Annotated in this window: 24 protein-coding genes; 18 read left to right on the forward strand and 6 right to left on the reverse strand. The window is 62.3% G+C overall.

The annotated features are described in order from the left end of the window. Nucleotides 1–34 precede the first annotated feature (34 nt). The gene (locus FHR70_RS13400; protein ID WP_183450907.1) at nucleotides 35–1297 is read left to right on the forward strand and encodes an RluA family pseudouridine synthase; all 1263 of its coding nucleotides are present in this window, start codon (nucleotides 35–37) and stop codon (nucleotides 1295–1297) included. Between the two features lie 36 nt (nucleotides 1298–1333). Here FHR70_RS13400 and FHR70_RS13405 read toward each other — a convergent pair whose 3' ends face one another. After that, entirely contained in the window at nucleotides 1334–1924 is a 591-nt protein-coding gene (locus tag FHR70_RS13405; RefSeq protein ID WP_183450909.1) for a hypothetical protein, read from the reverse strand. Between the two features lie 205 nt (nucleotides 1925–2129). Between FHR70_RS13405 and FHR70_RS13410 the strand changes: the two genes are divergently transcribed. Together FHR70_RS13410 and FHR70_RS13415 are read left to right on the forward strand one after the other, a co-directional pair. Then, the gene (locus FHR70_RS13410; RefSeq protein ID WP_183450911.1) at nucleotides 2130–2591 is read left to right on the forward strand and encodes a hypothetical protein; all 462 of its coding nucleotides are present in this window, start codon (nucleotides 2130–2132) and stop codon (nucleotides 2589–2591) included. Between the two features lie 124 nt (nucleotides 2592–2715). After that, nucleotides 2716–3306, forward strand: coding sequence for a GNAT family N-acetyltransferase (locus FHR70_RS13415; RefSeq protein WP_183450913.1), 591 nt, complete (start codon nucleotides 2716–2718; stop codon nucleotides 3304–3306). 10 nt (nucleotides 3307–3316) lie between these two features. On the opposite strand, the gene FHR70_RS13420 is transcribed toward FHR70_RS13415, so the two are convergent. After that, nucleotides 3317–3784 carry an HAD family hydrolase gene (locus FHR70_RS13420; RefSeq protein WP_183450915.1) on the reverse strand — a complete coding sequence of 156 codons (468 nt, stop codon included), beginning with the start codon at nucleotides 3782–3784 and terminating at the stop codon, nucleotides 3317–3319. 145 nt (nucleotides 3785–3929) lie between these two features. On the opposite strand from FHR70_RS13420, the gene FHR70_RS13425 reads away from it, so the two are divergent. The 3 genes from FHR70_RS13425 to FHR70_RS24345 all read left to right on the forward strand — a co-directional run bounded on the left by FHR70_RS13425 (nucleotide 3930) and on the right by FHR70_RS24345 (nucleotide 6327). Beyond that, on the forward strand, nucleotides 3930–4205 hold the full coding sequence (locus FHR70_RS13425) for a GNAT family N-acetyltransferase (RefSeq protein WP_183450917.1): 276 nt from the start codon (nucleotides 3930–3932) through the stop codon (nucleotides 4203–4205). Between the two features lie 115 nt (nucleotides 4206–4320). After that, nucleotides 4321–6093, forward strand: a complete 1773-nt coding sequence (gene ftsH, locus FHR70_RS13430) for an ATP-dependent zinc metalloprotease FtsH (RefSeq protein ID WP_343058804.1) — start codon at nucleotides 4321–4323, stop codon at nucleotides 6091–6093. Nucleotides 6094–6201: 108 nt separating this feature from the next. Beyond that, nucleotides 6202–6327 carry a hypothetical protein gene (locus FHR70_RS24345; RefSeq protein ID WP_281381338.1) on the forward strand — a complete coding sequence of 42 codons (126 nt, stop codon included), beginning with the start codon at nucleotides 6202–6204 and terminating at the stop codon, nucleotides 6325–6327. A gap of 4 nt (nucleotides 6328–6331) precedes the next feature. On the opposite strand, the gene FHR70_RS13435 is transcribed toward FHR70_RS24345, so the two are convergent. Together FHR70_RS13435 and FHR70_RS13440 are read right to left on the reverse strand one after the other, a co-directional pair. Beyond that, on the reverse strand, nucleotides 6332–7186 hold the full coding sequence (locus FHR70_RS13435) for an alpha/beta fold hydrolase (protein WP_183450921.1): 855 nt from the start codon (nucleotides 7184–7186) through the stop codon (nucleotides 6332–6334). Nucleotides 7187–7309: 123 nt separating this feature from the next. Next, nucleotides 7310–8365: a LacI family DNA-binding transcriptional regulator gene (locus tag FHR70_RS13440; protein ID WP_183450923.1), complete on the reverse strand. Its 1056-nt coding sequence runs from the start codon at nucleotides 8363–8365 to the stop codon at nucleotides 7310–7312. A gap of 261 nt (nucleotides 8366–8626) precedes the next feature. Between FHR70_RS13440 and FHR70_RS13445 the strand changes: the two genes are divergently transcribed. From FHR70_RS13445 to FHR70_RS13495, 11 genes are all read left to right on the forward strand, one after another. Further along, nucleotides 8627–9700: an ABC transporter ATP-binding protein gene (locus FHR70_RS13445; RefSeq protein WP_183450925.1), complete on the forward strand. Its 1074-nt coding sequence runs from the start codon at nucleotides 8627–8629 to the stop codon at nucleotides 9698–9700. Nucleotides 9701–9834: 134 nt separating this feature from the next. After that, nucleotides 9835–11025: an ABC transporter substrate-binding protein gene (locus FHR70_RS13450; protein WP_246408191.1), complete on the forward strand. Its 1191-nt coding sequence runs from the start codon at nucleotides 9835–9837 to the stop codon at nucleotides 11023–11025. A 75-nt stretch (nucleotides 11026–11100) separates the two neighbouring features. Beyond that, entirely contained in the window at nucleotides 11101–12039 is a 939-nt protein-coding gene (locus FHR70_RS13455) for a carbohydrate ABC transporter permease (protein WP_183450929.1), read from the forward strand. 5 nt (nucleotides 12040–12044) lie between these two features. Beyond that, entirely contained in the window at nucleotides 12045–12896 is an 852-nt protein-coding gene (locus FHR70_RS13460) for a carbohydrate ABC transporter permease (protein WP_183450931.1), read from the forward strand. A 12-nt stretch (nucleotides 12897–12908) separates the two neighbouring features. Further along, entirely contained in the window at nucleotides 12909–14642 is a 1734-nt protein-coding gene (gene araD / locus FHR70_RS13465; RefSeq protein WP_183450933.1) for an L-arabinonate dehydratase, read from the forward strand. Between the two features lie 10 nt (nucleotides 14643–14652). Next, nucleotides 14653–15462, forward strand: coding sequence for an HpcH/HpaI aldolase family protein (locus FHR70_RS13470; protein ID WP_183450935.1), 810 nt, complete (start codon nucleotides 14653–14655; stop codon nucleotides 15460–15462). Between the two features lie 21 nt (nucleotides 15463–15483). Beyond that, a complete protein-coding gene (locus FHR70_RS13475; protein WP_343058826.1) occupies nucleotides 15484–16371 on the forward strand; it encodes an aldose 1-epimerase in 888 nt (295 codons plus the stop codon). After that, nucleotides 16368–17249 (forward strand): SMP-30/gluconolactonase/LRE family protein, encoded by an 882-nt coding sequence (locus FHR70_RS13480; RefSeq protein WP_183450937.1) that lies wholly within the window; start codon nucleotides 16368–16370, stop codon nucleotides 17247–17249. Before FHR70_RS13475 ends, FHR70_RS13480 begins: the two co-directional genes overlap by 4 nt. 12 nt (nucleotides 17250–17261) lie before the next feature. Further along, complete coding sequence (locus tag FHR70_RS13485; protein WP_183450939.1) at nucleotides 17262–18026, forward strand: SDR family NAD(P)-dependent oxidoreductase; 765 nt, start codon at nucleotides 17262–17264, stop codon at nucleotides 18024–18026. 7 nt (nucleotides 18027–18033) lie between these two features. Next, entirely contained in the window at nucleotides 18034–20037 is a 2004-nt protein-coding gene (locus FHR70_RS13490) for an alpha-glucosidase (RefSeq protein ID WP_183450941.1), read from the forward strand. A gap of 3 nt (nucleotides 20038–20040) precedes the next feature. Next, complete coding sequence (locus FHR70_RS13495) at nucleotides 20041–20811, forward strand: sulfite exporter TauE/SafE family protein (RefSeq protein WP_183450942.1); 771 nt, start codon at nucleotides 20041–20043, stop codon at nucleotides 20809–20811. A 373-nt stretch (nucleotides 20812–21184) separates the two neighbouring features. Here FHR70_RS13495 and FHR70_RS13500 read toward each other — a convergent pair whose 3' ends face one another. Next, nucleotides 21185–21607, reverse strand: coding sequence for a TIGR02588 family protein (locus FHR70_RS13500; RefSeq protein ID WP_183450944.1), 423 nt, complete (start codon nucleotides 21605–21607; stop codon nucleotides 21185–21187). 8 nt (nucleotides 21608–21615) lie between these two features. After that, complete coding sequence (locus FHR70_RS13505) at nucleotides 21616–22458, reverse strand: TIGR02587 family membrane protein (protein WP_183450946.1); 843 nt, start codon at nucleotides 22456–22458, stop codon at nucleotides 21616–21618. 320 nt (nucleotides 22459–22778) lie between these two features. Between FHR70_RS13505 and FHR70_RS13510 the strand changes: the two genes are divergently transcribed. Then, nucleotides 22779–23390 (forward strand): hypothetical protein, encoded by a 612-nt coding sequence (locus tag FHR70_RS13510; protein ID WP_183450948.1) that lies wholly within the window; start codon nucleotides 22779–22781, stop codon nucleotides 23388–23390. The last annotated feature ends 420 nt before the right edge of the window (nucleotides 23391–23810 follow it).

Here is a 23810-nt window from a genome sequence, read left to right on the forward strand (position 1 = left end):
TGCCGCCCGCGCGGCGCTCTGGTACCCACGGGTCATGAGAAAAAGTGGTTCAGGACAGAATGGTGCCCGTGGTGGGCGGTCGGGCTCACGGCAGGGTTTTCGCTCGCGCGAGGACAAGCCTGCGCGCAAGGCCGCGCCGGCGAAGCCACGCGGCGTGAAATCGGCTGCGGCCAAGACGCGCGCGCCCTCGGCGGTGCGCGAGAAACCTGCCGCGGCGCAGCCACAGGCAAAGCCCGCGATTGCAGAGGCTCCGCGCAGACCGACCCGGGCTCAGGCTAGGGCAGCGGCCCAGGGGGTTCTGGCCACGGGCGTTCAGACCCTCGTGGTCGAGCCCGATGAAGCCGATATGCGGGTCGACCGCTTCCTGGTCGCGCGGTTCCCGCAGCTTGCCTTCACGCATATCCAGCGCATCGTCCGCAAAGGGGAGCTGCGCATCGACGGCAAGCGGGCGCAGCCCAACGAGCGGCTTGTGGCTGGCCAGAAGGTCCGGGTGCCGCCGCTGAAGCTCGACCAGCAGCGTCCGGTCTCCCGCAGCCCGGCCAAGGATCAGGACGACCGCGATTTCCTGAAGTCGATCACGCTCTACGAGGACAAGGACGTCCTCATCATCAACAAGCCGATGGGACTTGCCGTCCAGGGCGGCTCGGGCACCAAGCGGCATGTGGACGGGATGCTGGATGCGCTCACCGGCGAAGATGGCCAGAAGCCGCGCCTCGTGCATCGCCTCGACAAGGATACGGCCGGCTGCCTCGTGATCGCCAAGACACGCTTTGCTGCCTCCACTATGGCGAAATCCTTCCGCGCCCGCACCACGCGCAAGATCTACTGGGCGCTCGTCGCCGGTGTGCCGCGGGTGCGGCAGGGCAGGGTGTCGACCTATCTCGCCAAGGAAGGTGAGGAGGGCGATGCGCGCATGAAGGTGGCCCAGCATGGCGACGAGGGCGCAAGCCATGCGCTGACCTATTACGCGGTCATTGATACGGCGGCGCAGAAGCTCGCCTGGTTGTCGTTGAAGCCCGTCACGGGACGCACGCACCAGCTGCGCGCCCACACGGCGCATATCGGCCATCCCATCGTCGGCGATCCGAAGTATTTCGACATCGAGAACTGGGAGCTGCCCGGCGGCATCCAGAACAAGCTGCACCTGCTTGCGCGCCGCATCGTCATTGCCCATCCGCGGACGGGCAAGCCTATCGACGTGACGGCGCCGCTGCCGCCGCACATGCAGCAGAGCTTCAACCTGCTCGGCCTGGATACGAGCCAGTACGACCCCATCGTCGAGGCGCCGGAAGATTAACACTCGAAGGATAGGCGCAGGCGTTGGCAGCCAAAACTAAGGCGCTGCGCCTGCGGACATGAGCTCCCGCGCCGCCCTCCGAAACAGCCAAGCCGACAGGAGCCATAGCGCGGAGAAGAAGCCGGTCAGGACGACGATCGCCTGTGGCCAGTTCGCTCCAGTGGAACCCAGCCCGACAGCCAGGGCGATGACCCCGCCTAACACTTGAGCCAGCGCCGTCGCGACCAAAACGTGCGCCATGCCGTGAGGCTGGAAACGCACAATAAGGCCGCCGAGAACCGCTACGGCGAGCACTCCGGCATACATGAGGTTGGCCGGGTTATCCTCAGACCCGATGATGCCGACGGCAAGGTTCATCCAGATGAGGATGAAAGCCGACATGACCGCAACAGCCACGGCGGCTCGGTAGGCGGTACTCCCCGTCATCCTTGTGGCCAGTTCATGGGCCCCGCAGGCGCCGAGCAGCATGGCGCCGAACACTGTGAAATCGGCTCTGTCCCAGTTCACCTCATGGGTGAACCGCATCGCAGCCAAAGGCAGCGGCAAGAGCAGCGCCGCAACCATCCAGGGCACGAACCTCCACAATGGCCTGCGCTGTCCACTGCCGTTTTCCGCCCCCGCCACCATAGCCTGCTGCGTCCATGCGTGAGGTATCCATCTTAGCTTAGGGCTATTCGATCTCCCACCCCGTCGCACTTTCGCCGTGCGGCAGGCGCAGCATTGATTGTCTCACTCAGCCATCCGGTTGTCTGAGTATTATGGAGTGAGCATCGGATGGATCCCGAAAGTGGCCAACACTTTTGGGTCCGATGCTCTGGCAAGGAGGAGATCGATGGAACACAAGCATCTTGATCAGCTCCGTAGCGTAGCCGACGTTCAGCCGAGACCCTTGTCCCGCGAGGAGCGACTTCAGCGTTGGATCGACCTGCTCGAGCGCGATCCGAAGCGCTCCCTGAACTCCCTTGGTGAAATCGAGTACAAGCCGCCGGCGGAAAGAGCCCTGATCCGCGAGGACAACTCTCCGCTGACGGTCGCTTATGAGGATCCGATCTTGCGAGCCGATGGTCTTGCCAGCGACAGGCTCGGCGATGTCATGCGCTATTTCGCTCTCTCCGACGGACAGGCCCATTATGCCCTGTGTTCGTGCCTCAGCGGACGGACGATGGACGCCTCGACCTGTGCGCAGAGATTGCGGAACGCCACTGGGAACGTCGCCTGGGAATCGGCGGTTGGCGCCTGGGTGCTAGCGGCTCTGGCCGTGAGCCTGCCGGGCCTCGTCTATCTGCTGGGCTGACCGGATCGCATTGGATGTCGACCATAGAATCAGGAGACTGACCGTCTCCTGATTCTGCCTTGGCCGTTGCGGGCTTGCTCTGAATCGGAGACAAAGCTGCAGATCGGATAAAGGCACCCTCACCATGCTGCATATCGAGCCCGTGACGCTCTCGTCGGACCGTCTCACCTTGCGCCCCTTGTGCCTCGCCGACGTTCCGGCTCTAGGAGAGGCTGCCAGCGACGGAGAGCTCTGGCAGAAGAAGACCACCACGGTGCCTCGGCCGGAAGGCTTCAAAGCCTATGTTCAGAAGGCCCTGGAACTTCAGGGTGCCGGACTTGCGCTACCCTTCACAACCGTTGTCAACGCGGGCAACCGGGTCGTCGGCTCGACGCGATACATGAACATCGATGCGGCCAATCACCGGGTCGAGATCGGTACCACCTGGATCGCGCAGTCCTGGCAGCGGACCTTCGTCAACACCCATGCGAAATTCCTCATGCTGCGGCACGCCTTCGAGGGGCTAGGCTGCAACGCCGTGGAACTGCGGACCCACCGTCTCAATGACCAATCGCGTGCCGCCATCGAGCGCCTCGGCGCCAAGCTCGATGGGATTCTGCGGCAGCACATGATCATGTCTGATGGCCACATCCGCGACACGGCGGTTTACAGCATCGTCCGTGACGAGTGGCCTGAGGTGAAAGCCAGGCTCGAACGTAAGATGGCCGTGGAGTAGAAGCCGCTTCTCAGATGAAGCCGTGTTCCCGTAGGTGGCGGATGGAAGTGGCCGCGCTGCTGTGGTGAATGAAGACGCCGCCGGCGCTCTCCCAAAGGAGGCGATATTTGTCGCGGTCGTCGACCAGGGCGTCTCCGGGGCGGCAATACTCCCGCTTCAGAGCGGCCGTTGTCGTGATCACCTCGGTGCCTGGAAAGTGCCGCTCCGCCCAGCGCCGCTTCTGCGGCTCGGCCCAGTTGCCGCGGGGCAGGCCCGTCAGGATCACAGGGTCGAGGTGCCTCACGGCTTCGAACAGTTCCATGGCGTCGGGCAGAGTGTCCAGGTTGTTGAAGAAATTCCCCGCTGAGGCGAGCTCCGACCAGAAGCGCTTCAGGCCGAACCGCCGCTCATACTCGGCGGGCGGCATGCCGAGGATCCGGGCGGCACCCTTGTCAAAATCAGCCAGGACACCATCGCAATCCAGGAACACTGTTGGCATGCTGGGTCGTCCTCCCATCTGCTAGGCCGAAACCGACCAGGATTGGGATTGTTCCTGCCAGGCTGAGTCCAAGCTTGGCCTCTTGCGGAACGCCGCCCGGCGGATCACGTTGGCTTCTAGCAATATCCATCAGGTGAGTTGAGAGATGAGCAGCGACATTCGGGACAATGTTGACCGTCATCGCTTCGAGTTGGAGCGAAATGGGCAGATCGCCTTCGCGACCTATGAGCGGCGCGGGTCCGATCTCGTGATTCGCCACGTTGAAGCGGCTATTCCCCTGCGCGGAACCGGGGCTGCCGGCGAGTTGATGAAAGGTGTAGCTGATATTGCCCGTTCAGAGGGGCGGAAGATCACGCCTTTGTGCGGTTATGCCTTCGCCTGGATCCGGCGCCACAAGGAGTACAGTGATCTCCTGAATTGAGCGGCACACTATCTGTTTATCGGGTGTGCCCATTCGCCGTACTGCGAACTGCGTCAAAATAGACTAAACAGCGGCTCCTCCAAAAAATTCAAACTGCGCTATGGGGGCGCCGCCGGTGACCAACGTTCTCGAAAAAGCCAGACAGCTGCTGTCCAAGAAAGGCGTGGCTGTTTCAGCCGTCATCATTGCTCTGGTGATCGCAGCCACTGTATTCCTTGCCCCCCGCTATTTGGCTCAGCCGGTCGCCGAGATCAATTATTCGGAGTTCACTCGGGAGCTAGGCCAGAAGAAAGTCCAGAAGGTTTTGATCGAGAGCGGCGGACTTTCAGTCTCCCTAGCGGACAGGAATGTCTTCGTCCGTATGCCGAATGGGCTCGTGAGCGCCGATTACATCGAGCGGATCACTGCATCCGGCGCCGAGGTGGACTTCAGGAAGCCCGGCTTCGATCCAGCCCATATGGCAAGCATCGTCGTGCCGATCGTGCTGGTTCTGGCCGTGCTCGCCATGCTGGCGATCCAGACCGACTTCAAGCCAACCTCCCGCTGGCCTAAGGTGGTTCGCAGCATTCCCAACCGCTTCGACGACGTGGCAGGCCAGGAGGAGGCCAAGGCCGAGCTGCAGGAGGTGATCGCCTTCCTGAAAGATTCGGAAGCCTTCACCAAGGTCGGCGCCCGTATTCCCCGTGGCCTCCTGATGGTGGGGCCTCCGGGGACCGGCAAGACCCTGATCGCCAAGGCGCTGGCTGGGGAGGCGGGTGTCTCCTTCATGGCCGTGTCGGGCAGCGACTTCTCGGCGCCTCTGATCGGCATCGCCAAGGGCCGCGTGTCGAAGCTCTTCGAGCAGGCCCGCAAGAAGGCTCCCTGCCTGATCTTCATTGACGAGATCGATGCCATCGGCCGCAAGCGCGGGGGTGGGGGATCGGCCGCTGATCGCGAGTTCGAGGCAACCCTGAACCAACTCCTTGTGGAGATGGACGGGTTCAATACCACGGCAGGAGTCATCGTCATCGGCGCAACGAACCGCGTGGATGTGCTCGATCCTGCGCTGCTACGCCCCGGCCGCTTCGACCGGCAGGTTCATATCGGACTGCCCGACATCTGCGGGCGTGAGGCCATCCTCAACGTTCATGCCCGCAATGTCAGGATGGCGGATGGCGTGAGCCTTGCCGCCATCGCCAAGGGCACGCCCGGCTTTTCGGGCGCCGATCTCGGCAATCTTCTCAACGAAGCTGCCATCTTCGCGGCGCGCGAGGGCGTCGAAGCGGTGACCCGCGAGCATCTGGAGGCCGCCCGCAACAAGATCATCATGGGACTCGAGCGCCGCTCCCTTGTGATCACGGATGAGGAGCGCAGACTGGTGGCTGTGCACGAGGCCGGGCACGCGCTCTGCGCGACCCTGCTACCCGCCTCCGACCAAGTGCACAGCGCCACCATCATCCCCCACGGCCAAGCGCTTGGCCTCGTGATGCGCCTGCCGGAGCATGACCGATTCTGCATCCCGGTAGAAAAGCTCGAGGCTGATCTCATCGTCGCCATGGGCGGCCGGGCGGCCGAGGAGGTCGTATTCGGCCCGAAGAAGGTCACGACGGGCGCCGCCAGCGACATCGCGCACGCCACCAACATCGTGACCCGCATGGTGACCGAGTGGGGCATGAGCCCGGCCATCGGCATGGTGCGCGTCGCCCGCTCGGGTGACAATCTTCCGCGCGAGGTCGAGCAGGAAATCCGGCGCATTATCGATGAGATGTATGAGGCGGCCAAGACTTGCATCAAAGACAATCGCGATGCGGTCGATGCCCTGACGGAGGCGTTGCTGGAGCACGAGACGATCGAGGGCGACGAGGTCCGCCGGATCGTTCACATGCAGCAGGCGAGACTGGCGGCCTGAACTGGCCGCCGCTCAGTGTCACACAACTGTATGATAAAGCTTGGGGCTTGCTGTGCTGGCGGCGGGGTATGGTTTCCCATATGCTGCGGCACATCTGGGGGCTTTCACATGAAACAATTTGTTCGTGCCGCTTTCATCATCAGCATCGGCCTTCTAGCCACGGCCTGTGACAAGTGCGGTAACTGGAACATCAACACCCCGCAGTTCTGCCATGAGGCCAAGCCGCAGGGCTGAGCAGTCACCTAGCCCGCATCTCTCCTTCGCCCCAGCTCTGCTGTGTAACAGGCAGACCGAGTTGCTCTTCCAACAGCGACACATAAAGATCCGGGCGCGCCACATAGGGAAAGTGCCCGCCCCATTCGAAACGATAGGCGAACGTCGGTTTCAGGCGGGCTCGCACGGCTTCACGCATCGGCGGCGGAATGAGAGGGTCGTCGGCGCTCTCGATTGTCACAATCCCTTCTCGCGGTAGGTTGAGGGGAGGCAGTTCCGGCCCATGCTTAAGCGCGTTGAGCCGTGCGCGCAGTTCCGGCTCGGAGATTCGCCCGCCAACCTCAGCCATAAGAAGATCGACCAGCTCCGCCTGATCCGGATGAGCGTCCCGCCAGGCGCCGAGGCCACGGCCGAAACCGACGCGGAGCTCCTCGATCGGCGCATTGTCGAGGTCGGAGGAGTAGGGTGGTCGGGCCGCGATCCCGGCAACCGAGTTCAATGTGTTGGCCGCGATTAACCGTTCGGTGATGTGCGGGTACGCTGCCGCGAAGTATTGAGCCAGGTACCCTCCGAGAGAGGAGCCGAGCACCGTGAGGCGGTCGAGGCCGATCCTGCCGCACAATTCCGCCAGATCGCTCGCCCACTCGGTAATGCCCCCGCTTTGAGGGTAGGTGACGGCGAGAATGCGGGTGCGGCCCTCCAAGGACTCGATCTGCTGCCAGAAGATGTCACCGCGGCCCAACGTTCCCGGAATGAGCAGCAGTGCCGGGCCAGAATCTCCTACTGACACATATCCCCATTCGCGGCCGTTGATCAGGATCCGTTGCTCAGGGTGGCGAGCCGCGAAGCGGTCTCGGTCTGCGATCAGGCGATTGGCCATGCGAACGGCTCCTCCAGCTTCAAACCGAGCACAGGCTGCCGCAGATTATGCCGGAACACCAGAGGCGGAGTGCGGCTATAGATTGTGAGATGTCTTTGAGATGTGTGGAACCTTCAGGCTTGCTCAAGTGCTCCGCCGTTCGACCAGAACATGACCCGTGTCGATGATGCGGGAGGGGCCTGTAGGTTGCGCGCCATGGATGCCGGCGAGAATCAGGCGGGCAACCTCCTTTCCAATCAGGTCGCCGGAAGGGCGGATCGTCGTCAGGGATGGAATACATGAGGCGCTGAAATCGAGGTCTCCGAAACCGGCCACGGCAATTTTGTCTGGCACAGCAAGCCCCTGGCGCTGGCATTCGAACAGAGCCCCCAGGGCGATGAGATCATTCGAGCAGGCAATCGCGTCGAGGTTCGGGACTTGCTGGAGGGCGCGGTTCAGAAGGAGAGACCCAGCCTCGACCGTGGCTGCCCCTGGATGGTTGATGACCTCGCAGGTTGCGTGCCCCGTGCGCTTGGCCTCTTCGGCGAAGCCGTTCGCACGCTTGGCTGCACGATGGTCCTCCTGCATTCGGGCGCCCAAAAAGGCGAGGGAGCGCCGCCCCTTGGACAGGAGGTGCCGGGCGGCGGATGCGCCCACTTGCGGATGGGAAAAACCCACGGCCATGTCAATTGGGTTGCCGCCGATCTCCCACATCTCGACGACGGGAACACCACTCGCCTGCAGAAGCTTGCGCGTTTCGGCGCTGTGGGACAGGCCCGTCAGGACAACGGCGGCCGGAGCCCAGGCGAGGGCTGTCCGAACCAGAGCCTCCTCCTGCTCCTCGCCATACTCGCTATGACCAAGGATGACCTGCAGGCCCTCCGCCGCCAGTTCGGATTGTAGGGTCGATACCGTCTCGGCGAAGAAGGCATTGCGGATCGAGGGTACGATGATGCTGACGACCTTCGAGGAGGCGGCCGCCAGTCCTCCGGCCACGAGATTGGGAACATAGCCCAGGGTCGAGATGGCACGGGCGATTTCCTGGCCTGCGGCGGGGGAAACGGCCGCAGGCTTGCGAAGGTAGAGCGAGACGGTGGAAGGGGAGACCTGAGCGAGCTTGGCCACGTCCATCATCGTCACGCGCTGCATCTTCCGCCGCTTACGCGGTACCCGGTTCTGCAAGCTGCTGCCGACGTCCATATGCCTTCCTTTTCGTAGCGCTCCGAAAGAAAACTTTCCAGCAATATAGCGCCTATAAGGCATTTAACCAAGGAAATATGCATTTCCTTAGCTGGGTAAGCTCGAAGATTCTCTTGAAACGTCCTTCTGAAAGTAGCTTGCAACCTGTTGATCGTAGCGCTATGATAGTGAAATTAGGCCAGAATGACCTGAGATTCATCGCAGGGGCGAATGTGCAGGCGTGCCGGAACTGAGCGTGCCGCGAAGCAACAGGGAGGGAGCATGTCGTCCGTCAGCTTCCGCAAGCTTGAGAAGACCTATGGTGCCTTGAAAATCGTGAAGGGCATCGACTTGGAAATTGCCGACCGTGAGTTCGTGGTGCTTGTGGGGCCGTCGGGTTGTGGCAAGTCGACGACTTTGCGCATGCTCGCGGGGCTCGAAAGCATCAGCGGGGGCGAGATCCGCATCGGCGAGAGGGTGGTGAACAAGCTGCCACCGCGCGAGCGTGACATCGCCATGGTGTTCCAGGATTACGCGCTCTACCCGCACAAGACCGTCTTCGAGAACATGGCGTTCAGCCTGAAGGTGCGCGGAATTCCATCGGCCGAGATCAAGCCGCGCATTTCTCAGGCGGCCGAGATGCTTGGGATTACGCAGCTTCTCGATCGTAAGCCGTCTCAGCTCTCAGGCGGCCAACGCCAGCGCGTCGCCATGGGGCGCGCCATTGTACGTCGTCCCCAGGTGTTCTTGTTCGACGAGCCGCTCTCAAATCTCGATGCCAAGCTTCGTGGCCAGGTCCGCACGGAGATCAAGCGTCTCCACCAAGCCATCGGAACCACCATTATCTACGTGACCCACGATCAGGTGGAGGCGATGACGCTCGCCGACCGCATCGTGATTCTCAAAGGCGGCGAGATCGAGCAGGTCGGCACTCCGGACGAGGTTTACAACTCTCCGGCCAGCGTCTTCGTCGGCGGCTTCATCGGCTCGCCTGCCATGAACTTCGCGAAGGGTACGATCCACAGCGGTCGGGTGACATTCGATGGTGGCGCCAGCCTTCCTCTCCAGAGCCACTCCGCCGGTAAGTCCGCCGGCCTCGAGGGGCGAGATGTCATTGTCGGCATCCGACCGGAGCACTTCGTGCCGGCCGGCGAGGGGCACGCGCTGTCGGGCCGTGTGCAGGTCGTCGAGCCGCTGGGCTCCGACACGCTCATACACTTCATGCTCGGCTCGTCCATGCTGACCGCACGTGTAGCGCCGGAGATGCGGCCGAGCACCGGCGAGACCCTCTCCATCGGTGTCGATCCTTCCCGGATCCACCTGTTCGATGCGGCAACGGAACGGGCCCTGGTCTGAAAGGCGTGGGTCAATAAACGGTGTCGGCAAGGAACCGGCGCCGTCAAACTTCGACGGAGGAAACGATGACTTTGAACAAGACCATGACACTGCTTCTGGCAGGTGCGGCTGTGACCTTGTCCGCATCTGTAGCGATGGCGCAGACCAACCTGCGGGTTTTCGTCTCGAGCCAGCACCGCCCCGACGTGTGGCGCAAGGCCTTCGATATGTACGAGGCCAAGAACGCGAATGTGAAGGTGACGATCGAGACCGGCGGCAACACCTCCGAGCAGCAGGCTCAGTACCTCAATACGGTCATGACCGCGAAGGACTCCTCCCTCGACGTGATGATCCTCGACGTGATCCGCCCGGCTCAGTATGCAGCCGCCGGCTGGACCGTTCCCTTCAATGATACCCTCGGTAGCGATGCCGCCAACTACATGAAGCGCTATCTCCCGGCTTATGCGGAAGCCAACACGGTTGACGGCAAGGTTGTCGCGCTGCCGGCCTTCGCCGATGCCATGTTCCTCTACTACCGCAAGGATCTGCTTGATAAGCACGGCATCCAGCCGCCGCAGACCTGGGACGAACTCGCCGCCGCCGCCAAGAAGGTCACGGAAGCCGAAAAGGATCCGAACCTCCAGGGGTTGTCCTTCCAGGGCAAGGCCATCGAGGGTGCGGTCTGCACCTTCCTCCTGCCTTACTGGAGCATGGGCAAGCAGCTTGTGTCCGACGGTAAGCTCTCCTTCGACAAGGAGGCGGCCGTGAAGTCGCTGAAGCTGTGGAAGGACTTCGTCGATCAGGGCGTCGCCAAGAAGAACATTGCGGAAGTGGCGACCGACGACACCCGCAAGGAGTTCCAGGCCGGCAACGTGCTCTTCGCCGTGAACTGGTCCTATGCCTGGGGCCAGTTCCAGGGCGCTGAGTCAGCCGTGAAGGACAAAGTCGGCGTCGTGAAGCTTCCGGCCGTGCAGGGTGGCCAGCCGGCCTCCTGCCTGGGCGGCTGGGAATGGGGCGTGTCCGCCTATTCCAACAACAAGACCGAGGCCCAGAAATTCGTCCAGTATCTGTCGAGCCCTGAAATCTCGGAGTTCATGGCGATCAATGCCGCGCTGCTGCCGCAATTCCCCGAGGTCTACACCGATGCAGACGTGACCAAGGCCGTGCCATGGTTCGCGAATGCAAAGCCTGTCGTCGAGACAGCGAAGGCTCGTCCCGTGACGCCGCGCTACAACGAGGTGAGCGAGATCATCCGCACCACGGTCAATGGCGTTCTCGCCGGACAATCGACCCCTGAAGAGGGCGCCACCCAGATGGAAGGCCGCCTGCGCCGCGTTCTGCGCTAAGGCATTGCCATGATCATCTGACGGATGCCTGCGGGCGTCCGTCACCTCAACGTTGCAACCGGGCAGGATGACACGATGGCAACGGTCAGCGAAACGACCTTGGTAACCACGGGTAACGAGAGCGGCACGAAGTGGTGGACGCGCTTCCTCGATCCGAGCGAGCGCACTCTGGCCGTGCTGCTGCTGATGCCGGCAGCGCTCCTGCTGACGCTCATCATCGTCTACCCGGTCTGCCGACTGGTCTGGACCAGCTTCCAGAACCTGTCGCTCACCTCCGGCGTTCCGGCGACCTTCGCCGGGCTTGAGAACTATACCCTCATGCTGGAGGATCCGGTATTCTGGGAGACGACCTGGAACACGGTTCTCATCACCCTCATCACCGTTCCGGGTGCGCTGTTCGTGGGTCTGGCTCTCGCCCTGATGGCCAACCTGCCGTTCAACGTGAAGTGGCCGGTCCGCCTCTCGCTCCTGATCCCCTGGGCCCTGCCGCTTTCGTTCGCGGGCCTCATATTCGCTTGGTTCTTCCATTCCGAATATGGCGTGGTGAATGACGTCCTCCGGCGCCTCGGCTTCGAGGGGGTGATCTGGTTCAACTCCGCCAACTGGGCCTTCGCCGCGATCTGCCTCACGATCATCTGGAAGACCTCGTCCTTCATGGCGCTCATCATCCTGGCCGGCCTCCAGACGATTCCGCGCTCCCTCTACGAGGCGGCGGATGTGGATGGGGCAGGGCGCATCCGCCAGTTCTTCGAGATCACGCTGCCGCTGCTCAAACCTGCCATCGTCGTGGCTCTGATCTTCCGCACCATCACGGCGCTGCAGACCTTCGATATCCCGTTCACCATGACGCGTGGCGGACCGGGCACCTCCACCGCGACGCTTGCCATGTATATCCATCAGAACACGGTCGATTTCCTGGATCTCGGCTACGGCTCGGCGCTCGCAGTCGTCATGTTCGCCCTCTCCATGGGCGTGACGGCCGTCTACCTGCGCATGATCCGGGCCAAGAGGTGACAGTCATGAGCCAAGACACCACCGCCAACCGCTCGATCTTCTCAGGCAAGCCCCTGCGCATCCTGATCGGCTTCATCCTGGTCGTGAACGGCATGTTCCCGGCGCTGTGGATCCTGTTCACGTCGCTCAAGACGGAAGCAGAACTCACCGTGAAGCCGATCACGTGGCTGCCGCATGCGCCGACGATCGCGAACTATCTGCGTGCCTTCACGGACCAGCCCCTTCTGCTGTTTTTGTTCAACAGCTTCATGGTGGCAATCCTCTCTACTGCGTTGACGCTTTTCGTGTCGGTGCTGGCGGCCTATGCGCTAGCCCGGCTTCAGTTGCGTGGGCGCGACCTTATCCTGTCGGCCATCATCGCGGTGTCGACGTTCCCGCTCGTCACGCTGCTGGTGCCACTCTTCGAGATCATGCGGGCTCTCGGCCTGCTCAACACCTGGGTGGCCCTGATCCTGCCCTACACGGTGCTGAGCCTGCCGGTCTGCACGCTGATCCTGGTCTCGTTCTTCGAGGGCATTCCGCGCGATCTTGAGAACTCCGCGATGATCGATGGCTGCACCCGCATCGGTGCCCTGTTCAAGGTCGTGGTTCCGCTCTCGGCGCCGGGCGTGTTCACGGCGGGCATCCTGGCCTTCGTGAACGCCTGGGACGAGTTCCTGCTTGCGCTCTCGTTCAATTCCAACCCGATGCTGCGCACGCTTCCGGTCGGCATCACGCTCTACCAGGGCGAGTTCGCGTTCCCCTGGCCGGTGATCTCGGCGGCACTCGTCGTCGGCATCGTGCCGGTCGCGGTCCTGATCGTGATTTTCCAGGAACGCGTCGTGTCCGGCCTGACCTCCGGCGGCATCAAGGGATAAGGACCATTTAAGATGACACGCCGATCCATCGGAGAGCTGCGGAGCCAGCGCTGGTTCGCATCCGACGACATGCGCGGCTTCGCCCATCGCCAGCGCACGCAACAGATGGGCATGCGCCGGGAGGAGTTCCTCGGAAAGCCAGTCGTCGCCATCGTCAATACCTGGAGCGACCTCAGCCCCTGCCACTCGCACCTCCGCGATCGGGCGGAGACTGTGAAACGCGGTGTCTGGCAGGCGGGCGGCTATCCCGTGGAGCTGCCGGCTCTGTCGGTAGGGGAGGTGATGGTGAAACCCACCACCATGCTCTACCGCAACTTCCTCGCCATGGAAGTCGAGGAGCTCCTGCGTTCGCATCCCATTGACGGCGCCGTGCTGCTGGGCGGCTGCGACAAGTCCACGCCGGGCCTCCTCATGGGGGCGATCAGCATGGACATTCCGGTGATCTACTGCCCGGCGGGACCCATGTCGAACGGGCAGTGGCGCGGGCACAAAACCGGTGCGGGCACCCACACCAAGAAGTATTGGGATGAGCTTCGCGCCGGCAACATCACGCAGGACGATTGGATCGATCTCGAGAGCCGGATGACCCGCTCCATCGGCACCTGCAACACCATGGGCACGGCATCCACCATGACGTCCATCGTGGACGCCATGGGTCTTACCCTGCCGGGTGCATCCTCGATCCCGGCCGCTGACAGCGGCCACCCACGCATGGCATCAGCCTGCGGCGAGCGCATCATCGAGATGATCTGGGAGGACTTCAAACCCTCTCGCTTTCTTGATGCAAGGAGCTTCCGCAATGGCCTTGTCGCCTACATGGCGCTCGGCGGCTCGACCAATGCCGCCGTTCACCTGATCGCCATGGCACGCCGGGCCGGTGTCGATCTCACCCTCGATGACATGTCCGACATGGCGGGCCGCGTGCCGGTCTGCGCCAATCTCTTCCCATCGGGTGAGTACCTGATGGAGGATTTCTACTTCGCCGGTGGGATCCTGGCGCAGCTCAAAAAGCTGGAGCGGCATCTCGACCGCGACGCCATGACGGTGAACGGCAGAACGCTGGGCGAAAATATCGCTGGAGCCGAGTGCTGGAACGACGAGGTCATTCGCGGTGAGGACAGCCCGGTCGTGCCGCTTTCTCAGGGCAAGACGCTGGCCGTCTTGCGCGGCAATCTCGCTCCCAACGGCGCTGTGATGAAATCCTCGGCGGCCAACCCGAAGTTCCTCAAGCACGTGGGGCCAGCGCTGGTCTTCGACAGCCCGGCCGAGATGAATCGCACCATCGACGATCCCGATCTCGACATCACGGAAGATACGGTCATCGTGCTGCGCAATGCCGGTCCGGTCGGTGCGCCGGGCATGCCGGAATGGGGCAACCTGCCGATCCCGAAGAAACTCCTCAAACAGGGCGTGCGCGACATGGTGCGCATCTGCGACGGACGCATGAGCGGCACCCACTACGGCACGTGCATTCTGCACGTGGCGCCGGAAGCGGCTATCGGCGGACCCCTCGGCCTCCTCAAGACTGGGGACCTCGTGGAACTGGACGTAGAGGCCGGGCGCCTCGATATGCAGGTCGGCGATCAGGAACTGGAACGCCGCCGGGCCGAGTGGAATCCGGGGGCGCTGCGCTACGAGCGTTCCTTCGCAGCCCTCTACCAGCGCCACGTCTCCCAGGCGGATGAGGGCTGCGACTTCGACTTCCTGTCCACCCGCGGCCTTGTGGCCGAGCCGTCCATCTTCTGAAGGCATGATCATGATCAGCATCGAAAACCGCTTCAAAGGCTGGCTGAACGGGCATGGGCCCAAGCCGCCGCTCGGCACCTGGCTCATGGCGGCGGCACCTGCCACCGCCGAGGCCATGGGCTACAGCGGCTTCGATTTTTTGGTTGTCGATATGGAGCACGTGCCGATCGAGGTGTCGGATCTTGCGCATATCCTTCGTGCCATCGGCTGCACGCCGGCCGACGCGGTGGTGCGGCTTGCCTGGAACGATCAGGTTCTCGTCAAGCGCGTACTCGATGCGGGCGCCCAGACGATCATGCTGCCCTTCGTTCAGACGGCCGAGGAGGCCCGCCAGGCTGTTGCCTTTGCCAAGTATCCGCCTGATGGCGTGCGCGGCGTAGCCGCCGTGCACCGTGGGTCGCGCTTCGGCCGTGCTGCGGACTATCTCAAGAGCGCCAACGACCAGATTGCGGTGATCGTCCAACTTGAGACGCCGGAGGCGATCGAGCGACTTCCGGAGATCGCGGCCGTTCCAGGGATCGACGCCCTGTTTGTCGGTCCAGGAGACCTCGCTGCTGCCATGGGGCATATCGGCAATGTCGCTCATCCGGATGTCCAGGCGCTGATAGAGAAGGCGGCCAGGATGGCACGCGATGCCGGCAAGCCAGTCGGCATCGTCGGTCCCAATCCGGATATGGTACGCCGCTTTATCGCCTATGGTTACAGCTACGTGGCGGTGGCGTCCGACATTGCGATGATGACGAGCCGCGCCTCAGAATGGCTCTCCACACTCAGGGGCGAAACTGCGCCTGCTCCCGCCGCGCCCGCTGCAGCCTACTGAAACCCCGAGGAGGTTATCCTGATCGTTACGCTCAGGAACAGTGCTCTGAAGCTCGATCTGGCGCCATCGATCGGCGGTGCAATCGCGGGCTTCTGGCATGATGGCGTGGCGCTCATGCGCGAGACGCCGGAGAGGGCGTTGCGGGATGGAATGGTGCGGCAGACCAGCTGCTACCCGCTGATCCCCTACAGCAATCGTATCGCGCAGGGTCGCTTCTCGTTCGAGGGCGTGGAGCACAGGCTGGCGTTGAACTTTGGCGATCATCCGCACTCGATCCATGGCAATGCCTGGCAGAAGCCCTGGGAGGTCATGGAGGCTGACGAGGCACATTGCCGTCTCGTTCTCGTTCATCGCCCGGAAGGCGACGAGGCGAGGGGATGGCCCTTCGCCTACCGCGCTGAGCAGCTCTTCGATCTGTCTCCGGCTGGCTTAACGCTGACACTGTCGCTCGAAAACGAGGATCGCCGCGCCATGCCGGCTGGCTTGGGGCTGCATCCGTTTTTTCCAAAACGCCCTGGCGTTCGATTGCAGTTTGCGGCCGAGCGCGTTTTTCCCAATGGCGAGGAGTCGCTGCCGATGGATGCCGTCTCGATTCCGAGCGACTGGAATTATCGGACCATGCGCGAATTGGGCGAGCCGCGTCTCGACAACTGCTTCGCGGGCTGGGATGGAATGGCCCGCATCGCCTATGTCGAGGAGAGAATCGCCTTGAGTATTGAGGCCAATCCGTTGTTCGGTCACCTCGTCGTGTACGTTCCCACAGGTCGGGATTTCTTCGCCGTGGAGCCTGTGAGCCACATGAACGATGCGATCAACCGGCCCAACCCAACCGTTCACGGCCTCAAAGTTCTCAAACCCGGCGAACGGCTGACGGCACAGGTCCGGTTCCGCGTGGAGATCCTGTCATGAATCTCACGGTTGCGCTCGATGTTCGGGCTGAACTTGGGGAGTGTCCTGTCTGGTCCGTCGAGGAGCAGGCGCTTTATTTCGTCGACATCAAGGGCAGGGCGCTTCATCGCTTTGTGCCCGCGACCGGCGCGCATTGCACCTTTTCCATGCCGGAGGAGATCGGGTGCGTTGGGCTCCGAAAAGGCGGCGGCTTCATCGCAGGTTTCCGCTCCGGCCTCTGGCTGCTTGATGCCTCTGGCAATCGGGTGAAGAAGCTCACCGACAATCCGGAGGACCAGCGCACAAGCCGGTTTAACGATGGGCGTGTCGATCCGGCCGGACGGTTTCTGGCTGGCACTATCGACGAGCCCAAGGAACGCGCCAAGGCGCATCTCTATCGCTACGATTCCCGTGGGCTTGACACCCTCGCAACAGGCCTTCTGACCTCCAACGGTGTCGCCTTCTCGCCTGACGGCCGCACACTCTACCACGCTGATACGCCCACTTTCACAGTGTGGCGCTACGCATACGATCCGGCCACGGGGGAGGCCACGGACAGAACTCTGTTCGTGCGTCTTCAGCCGACCGAGACCGACAGAGGCCGCCCCGACGGCGCGGCGGTCGATGCGGAAGGCTGCTACTGGACCGCCCTGTTCGAAGGTGGGAGGATCCAGCGCTATTCGCCGGAAGGGCGGATGCTGGCCGAGTATCCGGTTCAGGCCCGGTGCCCCACCATGGTCTGCTTCGGCGGGCCCGACCTGAAGACCCTGTATGTGACGTCTGCCCGAACCGGCCGCCCCCAGGATGAATTGGCGGAATTCCCTCATTCCGGAAGCCTGTTCACCATGCGGGTCGATGTGCCGGGATTGCCTGAATACGAATTCGATCTTTCTGTTTAAGGCCGCATTGCCATGTCGTTCGATTATACAAATGCCCAATACCGCTCCCTTGCGGGCCGATCGGTCATCGTGACCGGGGGCGCGTCCGGGATAGGCGAGGAGATGGTCAAGGCCTTCGTCGCTCAAGGTGCGCGTGTCTCGTTCATCGACATCGCGAAGGATGCGGGCGAAGAGTTGGCGCAGGCAACCGGTGCGAGCTTCTATGCCTGCGATGTCACAGACATTGCAGCCCTCCGCGAGGTGCTGTCTGCTATCGAGAATGATCACCGTGCTGTGGATGTCCTCATCAATAATGCCGGAAAGGATGACCGGCACGACATCGCCGAGGTAGAGCCTGATTACTGGCGTCGTGCGCTGGCGCTCAACCTTGACCATCAGTTCTTCGCTACACAGGCGGTCTCAAAGGGTATGGCCACGCGCGGCGCCGGGTCAATCATTATGCTCGGCTCCATCTCATGGATGCGCGGGCGTCCCGGCATGGTGGGCTATACGACCGCTAAGGCAGCAATCAACGGGATGACGCGCACGCTTGCACGGGAACTGGGGCCGGCTGGAATCCGTGTGAACTGCATCGTGCCGGGCGCGATCCTCACCGAACGCCAGAAGAAGCTCTGGCTGACGCCGGATCTGAACCAGCAGTTCCTCGACCTCCAGGCCCTGAAGTTCCGGCTCGATGCCAGTCACGTGGCAAGAATGGCGCTGTTCCTGGCTTCCGACGAGAGCGGCGGCTGTACGGGAGCGAACTTCATCGTCGATGCCGGCCTGACGCAGAATTGAGATTGCCATGAAGATCCAGACCACCTCTAACGGCTTCGACCTCGTCCTCGACGGCAGGCTCATCCTGCGCCACCGCAGCGATGCCCCGTGCCTCTTCGTCGGGCAGGGCGATGCCCGCATGCACATGTATCGCGGCAATTTCGACATCGAGGATTACGTCATCGAACGCACACCGCTGGCGCATGCCGTCGTGTCCGGCTCCGTGATCGCCTTCTCGGCGGCACCGGGGCAGCCGGTCCGCCTGACTCTGCAGATGTCGGGCGACGAGCACAACGGCGCCATTGCGTTCCGAGCCGACGATGCCGCCATCAACCGGCTCTGGGTTCGCATTGCGGCCGAGCAGGGCGAGCATGTCTGGGGCGGCGGTGAGCAGATGTCGTATTTCGACATGCGCGGCCGGCGTTTTCCTCTCTGGACCTCCGAGCCCGGCGTGGGTCGCGACAAGACCACCGAGATCACCTTCAAGGCGGATGTCACAGGCAAGTCGGGTGGCGATTACTGGAACACCAACTATCCGCAGCCGACCTATCTCTCATCGCGGCGCTACGCGTTGCATGTGGAGACGACCTCCTATTCGGCTTTCGATTTCCGACGCGACGACTTCCACGAGATTGAGGTCTGGGCTGTGCCGGACCGGATCGAGCTGACCGCCCGCCCGACTTTCATTGCCCTCGTCGAAGTCATGTCCGAGCGTTTCGGCCGCCAGCCGACGCTACCAGAATGGGTCTATGGCGGCGCGATCATCGGGCTCAAGGACGGGGCAAATTCCTTCGAGCGGCTTGAACGTATCATCGCGGCCGGCACGAAGGTCTCAGGTGTCTGGTGCGAGGACTGGGTGGGGCTGCGCCACACCTCCTTTGGCGCCCGTCTCTTCTGGGATTGGAAGGCGAACGACGATCGCTACCCCGCATTGCGTCAGCGCATCGCGGAGCTTGAGGATCGCGGCATCCGCTTCCTCGGCTATGTGAACCCTTACCTCGCCGTCGACGGCTCCCTGTTCCCGGAGGCCGAAGCTGCCGGCTACTTCGCGACGGACGAGAGCGGCAAAACAGCTCTCGTCGATTTCGGCGAGTTCGACTGCGGCGTTGTCGACTTCACGAACCCGGAAGCCGCTGCTTGGTTCGCTGAGCGTGTCATCGGCCAGAACATGATCGATTATGGGCTCTCCGGATGGATGGCCGATTTCGGCGAGTATCTTCCCATCGATGTGAAGCTCGCCAACGACGTTGACGCGAAAGTCATGCACAATGCCTGGCCGACGCTCTGGGCCGAGGTGAATGCCCGCGCGGTCGAGAGCCGGGGAAGGACTGGCGAGATCCTGTTCTTCATGCGCGCCGGGTTCACGGGAGTGCAGAAGCATTGCCCGCTGCTCTGGGCGGGTGATCAATCGGTTGACTTCACCCGTCACGATGGTCTTGTGACGGTCATCTCCGGAGCGCTCTCATCGGGGCTTCTCGGCAACGCCTATCATCACTCGGACATCGGCGGCTATACCAGCCTCTTCGGCAATGTGCGCACGGCGGAACTCATCATGCGCTGGGCCGAGATGGGCGCCTTCACGCCGGTGATGCGCACCCATGAGGGTAACCGTCCCCGCGACAACCTGCAGATCGATCAGGATCCGCAGGTGCTGGCCCATTTCGCCCGGATGACGCGGGTCTATGTGCATCTCGTACCCTACCTAAAAGCCCTTGTGGAGGAGGCCTCCACGCAAGGGCTGCCGGTACAGCGTCCGCTCTTCCTTCATTTCGAGGGCGATGCTCGGACCTATGCCATCCAAGACGCCTATCTCTATGGTGCCGACCTGCTTGTCGCTCCTGTCTCGCAGGCCGGGAGGACCGAGTGGAGCACCTACCTGCCGGCTGGGGCGGATTGGGTTCATGTCTGGACGAACGAGACTTTCGCAGGCGGAAGCGACGTGACCGTTCCAGTGCCCTTCGGCCAGCCGCCGGTATTCTACCGTGCCGGCACACGCTTCGCCGCACTGTTTGCGGGCCTGAGGACGCTCTGAGCAATGTCGGTTGCGGAACTCATCGGCTTTCTTCTGCTGGCGGGCGCCGCAGCCTATGCTCAAACTCTCACCGGCTTCGCCTTTGGTCTCATCACCATGGGTGGGGTCGGCCTGACAGGACTACTGTCCTTGCCCGATGCCGCCATGATCGTGAGCGTGCTGACCATGGTGAATGCCACGCAGATGCTGCTGAAAGGCTGGCGCGATGTGGCATGGCGGGAGTTCATTTTCGTCATGGCCGCCAGCATTCCGATGCTCTTTGTCGGCTATTGGCTTCTGGGATGGCTTGCCGGAGCCCGGGCCGATCTCCTGCGCCTGATCCTCGGACTCGTGATCATCGTCTCAAGCCTGCAGTTGGCGCGCAAGCCGGAGCCGTTGGCAAGACGGTCAGGTGACGGATCGTTTCTCTTCTTCGGTGCCATCGCCGGCCTCATGGGAGGGATGTTCTCCACGGCAGGGCCGCCGCTCGTCTATCACCTCTACCGCCAGCCCATGCCCCTGGTGAAAATCCGGGAAACTCTGGTCACCGTCTTTGCGCTCAATGCCGTGTTCCGCATTGGTCTGGTAGTATTCTCCGGCGATCTGCCATCCGGCTCAAACCTCACGGGTCTTCTGGCCATTCCGGCGGTCATGGGCGCGACCTATGCAGCACGACGCTGGCCACCTCCGGTTTCGCCAGCCACGATGCGCCGCATCGTGTTCGCCCTGCTCTTCCTCTCGGGCGTGTCGCTTGGAGCCCCTGCCGTCATTCACCTCCTGGAAGCCTCATCATGACTGCTGATGCCCAACCCGTGGATCGTGGCAGCGGGCATTGCGAGATCTAACGACCTTCAACTGGCGGTGGGCTGCGGAGTCGTCGGTGTAACGGGGATCTCCTGAGGGGTGGTGGGTGGCACGCCCACGGGCTCGCCGGGAGGAGGAATGTTTCCCGGTGTCGTCGGAGGCACGCCCACAGGCTCGGGTTGCGGCGTTTCTGGCGGTGTCGGCGGGCTCACAGGAGCCGGATTGGGATCCGCTGGGGTCGGCTCTGGATATGGCTGGTTCGGCAGTGGGATCGGCATACGAACAATGCTCCAATGTCTCTCTCAAGGGCAATCCGCACCATTGTCACTGAGTTCCCACCATTTTGTTCAAACGGCGGGGGTGCTTATGGTCTGGCGAACCCAGAAACGCGCAACGCGAGGTTCCCCGACCGAGGATCCTGGGTGAAGAACAGGCCGCCCTCGCGGGCTGATTGCCCCGGGATGTAGTCAAGGACCACGCTGCTCGTCTCCGGCGCATGGCTGCCGGACGACAGCGCTCCCTCAATCCGAACCTGCGCGGCTGCCGCACCGCCTGCATTCCTGGCCTGAAACATCACGCGATAGCCGCCGTCGATTGAGCTGATATTCGTGGCCTCGACAGTGATCGCAGGAGGGGATACGGCGTCGTCAAACGCCTGCCAGGTGATAAAGCCGAAGATGCAGAGAGTCAGCAGAAGACCCGCACCTGATGCGCACCATTCGAGCCAAGGGGTATGCCGGGCTGCGCCTGACCGTTGTTCATTTTGGTGAAGGCTCTCATCGCTCATGATCGACCTCATATCACCAGTCGCGCCGTCGCAGCGCCCAGAGAGGACGGAAACCCAAGAACGACCGCCATGTTCGCAATCTCCGCTGGTGCCGCATCTTCCGTGCGGCCGAAGGTCCAGAGAATGTACAGGCTGACCAGAAGGGCGATGCCATAACCGGCCATGGTGAAGTGAAGGAAGGTCGATAAAAACGTTCCCCCGGCCGGTCGGCTCTCTTGACCCGAAAACCCGACGGCATAGACGAAGACGTGCAGTAGGGCGATGGAGAGCCCGCCAAGAGCAAAGGTGTGCCAGGGCGACATCTGGAAAGCGATCAGGATCATTTCTTCGGTCGGCGCCACGTTGAAGGCCAGGAACAAGGAGCCAGCCAGCATCAGGAAGAGTTCCCCGCGGTATCCGGCCTCCTGCTTACGATCGTCCTCAGCCTGAGTATCCTGTTCCGCCCCCAGCTGTTTGCGCCCGAGCATGGCCCCGATGCTCGCCGGAACGCTCTGGAGAGCAATCTTGCCGACGATCTCGTTCCACGTCATGTCGACGGTGATCACCGCAAGCAGGCCAAGCATGATCACTGATGTGACGATGCCAACTCCGTACGCGGTGAGCGCATCGACGACGTCCTCCCACCAGCTGAAGGTCTTCTCGAAGCCTGCGAAATAGGAAAGCCCGATCAGGATCGCGAAGTTGAGAGACATGAGCAGGAGAAGTCGACCCCGTCCCATCGAGAAGCCGAGCCACCACATCTCCATCGTCATCAGGAGCGGAATGGCGAAAAGAACGGCACCGCCGAAGGCGCGGCCGAGGCCTATGGCATAGTCCTTGTTCGTTTCTGGAACAGTGTTATCGCGCGCCATCTCGTCAACCTTCATCCGCTCCCGCTTTTCAGGAAGCTTGGCCGTGTGAGGAGAACCCGCACGTTTCATTGCGGTTCCAGCCGGGTCGGCGCGACACCAGGATGCCCTCAGAAAAGACCCCATCCCGTCACCGCGATGATAATCCCCTCATCGGGCCTTGATTGAACCTGCAATCCGACCCGTTCCTCGTCTCAGTTCAGGAACGTCGACAGCAGCACCCGTCTGCTTGCCCGATCCGCTAGCGATAGGCGGAACGATCATACAGTCGGAACCATTCCTCATAAGCACCATTGCTCTGTGAAGCTTGATGGAGGCTCCCGATGCCCGATGAGAAGATCGATCAGAAACGCCCAGTAGAAGCTGAGAACGAGCCGAAACCAACTCAGCAGCGGCACGTGGATGACACAGTCGACGACAGCTTTCCCGCGAGCGATCCGCCGGCTTGGACCACATCGGCGTCAAAGAGCGTTGCGGCGGAATGTGAGCCCGAAGCCCTCAACGATGTGCCTACCCCCCCTGGTCAGGGGCTCGAAGGACAATCAACGAACACTTCTCAAACGACTGCCGAGCAGGCGGCCGAGTTCGCACATGACCTCTACCAGCGCGGTCAAGCCTATCTGGAGCGCGGCAGGCGCTATGTGCCAGAGGCTGAGCGTTATTACCGTCAGGGGACTGACGCCATAGGGCGTCCCGTACAAGAACATCCGGTTGCGGTCCTGTTCGCCATCGGAGCGTTCGGCTGTGCGTTGGGATGGATGCTGGGACGGCGCATGTCGAACTCATCTTCGCAGCGGCTTTGGCATGCCGGATCCAACCGCCGGCCGCGAAATGCGCAGACGTGGCAACCGGCACCCCGATCAAGCCCTTCGGGCAGTCACTTCCATGCCCGCAATAATGTCGAGGCCGCAAGCCACACGAACAACAGCTTCTGATGCATGTCACCTCGGACAGGCCGGGACATTCAATGATCCCGGCCCGTCCGCAAAGTGCCGGTGCGGTATAAAGCCTGTTAGGAAGACCCGAGCGGCTGAACCCTCGTTTCGGCCACTCCCAGAGCTGCGAGCCATAGGCGTGGCTGGTGATCGTCAGCGGCTTCGATCTGGGACTCGCAAACGACGCAATCCACCCCGCTTCTTTCGCCCTGGATCCAGTATTGGGGTTCATAGGAGGTGAGAGGAAGTTGCTTCACGACCACGTAGGTGTTCCGGCTCGGACGCAAAGGGCTTGCCGGAACCACGGATTGGCCGACATCGAACTTATGAATCATGGCAGGCTCCGTGAGGCTACCAATCAACCTTCGTCTCCTGACGAGGGTTTGAGTCCATAAGGTACGATCAGGATCAAAGTTCCAT

Origin of the sequence: Microvirga lupini (assembly GCF_014191055.1) — a bacterium.
GTDB lineage: Bacteria > Pseudomonadota > Alphaproteobacteria > Rhizobiales > Beijerinckiaceae > Microvirga > Microvirga lupini_A.